This window comes from uncultured Dialister sp., from assembly GCF_937959425.1.
Taxonomy (GTDB): Bacteria; Bacillota; Negativicutes; order Veillonellales; family Dialisteraceae; genus Dialister.
The window spans coordinates 1-6,082 of sequence record NZ_CALGPS010000022.1 but is presented as its reverse complement, the minus strand read 5'-3'; the positions used below and the strand labels follow the sequence as shown (position 1 = coordinate 6,082).

The following is a 6,082-nucleotide window of genomic DNA, read 5'->3' as shown; positions in this document are numbered from 1 at the left end:
GGCTTTCACCAGACTATACTATACACGCCGAACTGGCGCACAACTTAAGAACCTTAAGAACCCTCGGGGCCAAAGACCTGCCAGCCTTCCCTTCTGAACCCGTTGATTCCGGGACGCACAGTCCTCTTTATTCTCTTTCCCTTCTCTTCATAAGATATGATACAATAATGATAAAATAAGAAATAATCATTTTCAGGAGGATATTAGTTTACAGAAGTTTTACTTTTCCGATGTACAATCAATCAGGAAGAGCATGGTCATTTTCTTTATTGTCTATAGAAACGGGGGCTCGCTATGTCGGATCAAAGGCCGCTCATTTATGGAATCATTCATATCGGTTCATCCAATGTATCCATGCGTATTGTGCAGTACAACAGTGTGAAGGATATCCGGGTCATTGAATCAGTGCGGAAGGATACTGCTTTTGGGGAAGAGGTGTTTAACCAGAAGAGGCTGTCTTTTCCTTCTATCAAGAAACTGTGCCGCATGCTGTCGGGACTGAAGCAGCTGCTCATGGATTACCAGGTGAAGGTATATGCGGTATATGCCACGGCAGTGCTTCGGGAGGCGGAGAACTGCCGCTCTATTATTGACCTGATTCGGGTGAATACAGGCTTTAATGTGCAGGTGGTGGACATGCCCCAGGAAATTTATTTCAAGCATTTCGGCCTGCAGTATCAGTTCAAGGAGTATAACAAGTCCCTGGACGGCGGTATGGGAAATAATTTCCTCTTTGTAGATATCACATCCGGCTGTATCGGCCTCACGGTGTGGGAGAAAGGGGCGCTCTGCTATCAGCACAATGTGCATATCGGCACGCTCCGTCTTCTGGAGACCTTCAAGCTGAACCAGCGGGATTCCATGGACTTTCCCCAGGCCCTTGGCGAATATATCCATGCCATTATGGAGCCTCTGTGGGTGACGGTCCGGAAGTACAGCATTGATACGGTCATCCTGTCAGGAAGGGAGGCTCGTATTGTGGGACAGCTCATGGGGCTTCCTGTGAAAAATGAAATTACCCCGGTGAAGCGGGAGGATGTTCTTCGTTTCTATGAAGAGGCGGGAAGCCTTTCCACTTCCATGACCAGACAGAAATTCCATGTGGACGAGTCGCTGGCATCGGTGGTTTCTCCTACCATACATATATATAAGGAAATCCTGGACAATGTTCCTATGCGCCATGTGGTGCTGATGGGTATGACCTTTGTGGAGGCGGCCAGCCTTTTCTACGGCGCCCAGAAAACGAAGGATCCGGCTCTTCTGTATATGAGAGCCCAGAATCTGGAGCTTACCCGCTCTATTGCTGCATCCTACTATTATGAGCCGGATCATGCCCGGGTCATGGAACGGTACAGTCATCAGATCATCCAGGCCTTTGACCGGTATAACGGCCTCAATGAAAGGGATGAGTTCCTTCTCCGCATGGCCATTATCCTTTACCAGATCGGGAAATATGTCAATCTGCTGGGATCGTCCATTCAGGCCTGGAGCATGGTAGAGGGCACTGATATTTTCGGGATTTCTGATAAGGAAAAGGATATTGTGGCATGCATTGTGTATTATGACCACAAGGGCATGCCCAGCGATGATGACAAACCCTTCCGCATTCTGTCCGATGAATCAAAGATGACGGCGCTGAAGCTGATTGCAGTTTTCCGTCTGGTAAGAGCCATGGATATGTCCAGAAAGCAGAAACTGAAGGATGTGTCTGCCCGGATCGTGAAGGACTGCCTGCTCGTAGAATACGAAAGCGATGAGAATACAGCCCTGGAAACATGGCTTTTTGATAAGGAAAAAGAGTTTTTTGAAAATATATTTGGCATGGAAGCCAAGCTTGAGCGGAGGTAACTATGGACGTGGACGTAAAGAATCATCGGTATTATCTGAATCGAGAACTGTCCTGGCTCCAGTTTAACCGGAGAGTTCTTCAGGAAGCGGTGGATCCCAATAATCCGCTTCTGGAAAAATTGAAATTCCTGGCCATTACCAGCTCCAACCTGGACGAATTTTTCATGATTCGTGTGGCCGGCTTAAAGCACCAGAAGGAAAACGGTGTGAAACGGAGAGATATTGCCAACATGACACCGGAGGAACAGCTGGAAGCCATTTCCGATACCTGCCAGCGGCTGGTGGCAAGGCAGTATCGGTACCTGAAAATGATTTTGAAGGAACTGGAAACGGAAGGACTCTATTTCATCCGCCCCGATGAAGCGTCGCCCCGGCAGGTGAAGTGGCTGGATGATTATTTTGAAAGGGAAATTTTCCCCGTAGTCACCCCCATGGCAGTGGACTCTTCCCATCCATTTCCCTTCCTTGCGTCCAAGAGTCTTAATATTGCCATGCTGCTGGAACGGAACGAGCGGGATATGACTCTTGACGAGGAAAACGATATTGATGTAAAAACGGCTATTGTGCCGGTGCCATCAGTGCTGCCAAGAATTATCCGCCTGCCGGACAATCCGGAAACGCCGGCCCGTCATGATTTCGTATTCCTGGAACAGGTACTCTGTCACTTCGCCTCCCGCCTTTTCATCGGCTTCGATATGCTGGAAGCCCGCCCCTTCCGGATTACCAGGGACGCGGACCTCAATCTGGACGAGGAAGATGCCCAGGATCTGGTGGTGGAAGTGGAAAAGCAGCTGAAAAAGCGGCAGCGCGGTGAAGCGGTGCGCCTGGAATTCGAACGGGGCACCAGCCGCTTCATGCGCCGTTTCATGACTTCCGAAATGAACCTGGGGCCTGAAGATATGTATGAAATTGACGGCCCTCTGGATATGACTGTTTTCTTCTCCTTCTGCGGCATCAAGGGCTATGACAGCCTCCGTTATCCCGAAGCCCACCCGCACCGGCCCTGGTCCATGATCCAGCTGGAAAAGGAAAGCAAGAAGAATATTTTTGACATGATCCGTGAAAAGGATCTGCTGGTGCATCTGCCTTATGAGTCCTTCGACGATTCTGTGGTCAATTTCGTATCTTCTGCGGCCTCTGACCCTGCCGTACTGGCTATCAAGCAGACACTCTACCGCGTTTCATCCTCCAGTCCCATTATCCAGGCTTTGGAGAAAGCGGCCCAGAATGGAAAACAGGTGACCGTTCTCATGGAAGTAAAGGCCCGGTTTGACGAAGCCAATAATATCCTTATGGCAAGACGGCTGGAAAAAGCAGGAGCCCACGTTATTTACGGCCTGGTGGGGTTGAAAACCCATTCCAAGTGCACCCTGGTCATCCGGAGGGAAAAGGACGGCATCCGCCGCTACGTCCATGTGGCTACCGGCAACTACAACGCTTCCACCGCCAAGCTGTACACGGACCTTGGCATTTTCACCTGCAATGACCGCTTCGGCAGCGATGCCTCCGCCTTCTTCAATCTCCTTTCCGGCTACTCCGACCCGCCGATCTGGGATTCCTTCATCGTGGCGCCAATCAACCTGCGCCAGCGGTGCATGGAGCTTATTGACCGGGAAATCCATTTTGCCCTCCAGGGAGAACCGGCCCATATGATTGCCAAAATGAACTCCCTCCTGGATAAAGAAATCATTGCCAAACTTTATGAAGCGTCCAGGGCTGGAGTGAAAATCGAACTCATTGTCCGCGGCATCTGCGTTATCATCCCCGGAATCCCCGGCATCAGCGACAATATTACCGTAAGAAGCCTGGTAGGCCGTTTTCTGGAACACAGCCGGGTATTCTGGTTTGCTAACGGCGGCCGTGAAGAACTCTATATCGGCAGCGCGGACTGGATGCCCCGCAATCTGAATGATCGCGTGGAACTCATGATTCCCGTGAAGGATCCGGATATCTGCAAAAGGCTGAAAGAAATGATTGATCTGGAACTGGCGGACAATCAGAAAGCTCACATCATGCAGTCCGACGGCACCTGGAGAAAATTCATCGCTCCGGAAAACAAAGTGGCTGCCCAGGCGGACTTCCAGAAACTGGCAGAACAGAGAGACCGGGAAGTGGAAATGACACTGGCCCAGAAGATGGAACCTTATATGCCTGTATTCGGCAGACATTAATCATAAGAAAATCGTGCTTTTGCAGGAAAACGGACCGGCCCATGCTCCTTAAAGAGGTGTGAGCCGGTCCGTTTTTGCCTGTAACAGGGGGAAATGAGAGCGATTTAAATGATGTTTTTATTTCCATAAGCGGAGAAAGAAAATGCAAAAGGAGGGAGAGGAGAAAAAGCATGTACAGAAAATCATGAGACAGGAAATACGGTAAAAACGAGAAGAGGAGAAAATGTTTCATCGCTTCCACTTTGAGGCATAAATGAATCTGTTTTTGGGAATGCCTTATGCGGATGGCAGACTTTTCTTGTGCAAATTCCCACAAAGCATAAATATATCAGCAAACGACAGTTTTATAAACGGCGTGACATGGGACAAAAAAGTTCTATCTCCCACCGAGGTCTATCCTTTTCTTCGGTTTACAATAAGGCGCCCGGGACAAAGAATACATAGTGGGAAAGTCGAATAAAACTGGAGATTTTGTATTCATTAAACTTTAATTTTTTACAAATGTCCATTGCAAAGGGACAGAATTGACAATTAAGCAAATGGCGAAAGAACGATAAATACAGGAAATAAACGCGTTTTAAATACTGGCAATGGGATTTTATAATAAGGGGAAATACGGAAAGGGATATAATAAAATATAGACAATATCGATATAATACCGGTATTTAAATAATGTAAACCTTCTGTTATTTGACAAAAAGTCTCCCTATGGTAGAATAACTGCCATAGGAGAGAAACATATGAAACATGCAACCTTTGAAAAAGCAGCAAAAGCAGTCACCTGTTCCCTTCTTCTGCTGGCCATGGCTGCCCAGACAGACCTTTCCATGGCCTTCGGGTTTGGATATTCCGACGAAGATAAAATGGTAACAGTATATGACGGCAAAGACAAAAAAATGATTACCACCAGAGCGAACACCTACAAACAGGTGCTCACCGATTCTGAAGTCAGCCTGAATGCCTATGACAAATACTGGACATCCAGCAGCGACGTGAAGAACGGCGCTGTGGTAGTGGTGGAAAGAGCAAAGCCCGTAACCATTGTGGCCAATGGCAAAGCCAGGACTGTATATACCACACAGCAGACCGTGCAGGGCGTGGTAAACGAAGCAGGCTACGACTGGAAGAAAATGATGCCCATTGAAGACAGCATGATGAAAGTCACCCAGGGCATGCAGATTCACGTAGTACCCTACACTGCCAGAGTAGTGAACCGTACGGAATCTATTCCCATTCACTATAATAAGTGGTATGACGCCAGCCTGGCACCGGGACAGGTAGAAGTGGTGCAGGAAGGCACTCCCGGCCGCAGGGAAGTGGAAATGGAAGAATACATCTCCGACGGCAAAGTCATCAAAGCAGAACCGGGAGATGTGAAAATCCTGGCTCACGGCACTCCGGGCATTGCCAAGACCGGTGATGCAGAAGGTACCCAGGGCTATGTAAGAAATATGAGCGCCAGTGCCTACCACCCCAGTGACGGAGATGGATACGGCATTACTGCCACCGGCACCAGGGCAGGCCATGGCACCGTGGCAGTCGATCCAAGGGTCATTCCTCTGGGCTCTACTGTATTCATTCCAAACTACGGCGAAGCGGTAGCAGCGGATACCGGCGGAGCTATCATCGGAGACCGTATCGACCTCTGCATGGAAACCTTTGAGGAATGCTACAATTTCGGAAGACAGAATGTGGAAGTCTTTGTGAATTATTGATAAGAACACAGAAACCCGCAGGGCCTTGGGCTCTGCGGTTTTTATATTTTTGGGGTGAGAATATGCAGAGAGAAGAAAGTAAGGGGGCTGTGAAAAAATGTAAATCATTTTTTCACAGCCCCTTTTTCCGCTTAGCATATAGATTCAGAAAATTCTCAAAATGGCAGTAAGCTGTTCTCCGCATTGTCATCTCGAGCGGAGCTGCATGTCGATATGAAGGCAAAAGTATCTGGCTCTATTGAGGCTCAGAACCTCGAGATCTCCCGTCACAATGCGGTTTATGCCATTTGGGAGGGAGATTTCTCCACTCTGTGGAGGTCCTGCATAGGACCTCCAAGTCAGCCGAAG

At 48.7% G+C, this 6,082-nt stretch carries 3 protein-coding genes; all 3 read left to right on the top strand.

Going from position 1 to position 6,082, the window contains the following annotated elements:
* Positions 1-294: 294 nt before the first annotated feature.
* Entirely contained in the window at positions 295-1,848 is a 1,554-nt protein-coding gene (locus Q0482_RS00915) for an exopolyphosphatase (RefSeq protein ID WP_299142259.1), read from the top strand.
* Between the two features lie 2 nt (positions 1,849-1,850).
* A complete protein-coding gene (gene ppk1 / locus Q0482_RS00910) occupies positions 1,851-4,019 on the top strand; it encodes a polyphosphate kinase 1 (RefSeq protein ID WP_299142256.1) in 2,169 nt (722 codons plus the stop codon).
* A gap of 740 nt (positions 4,020-4,759) precedes the next feature.
* Positions 4,760-5,734 (top strand): 3D domain-containing protein, encoded by a 975-nt coding sequence (locus Q0482_RS00905; RefSeq protein ID WP_299142253.1) that lies wholly within the window; start codon positions 4,760-4,762, stop codon positions 5,732-5,734.
* Positions 5,735-6,082 lie beyond the last annotated feature (348 nt).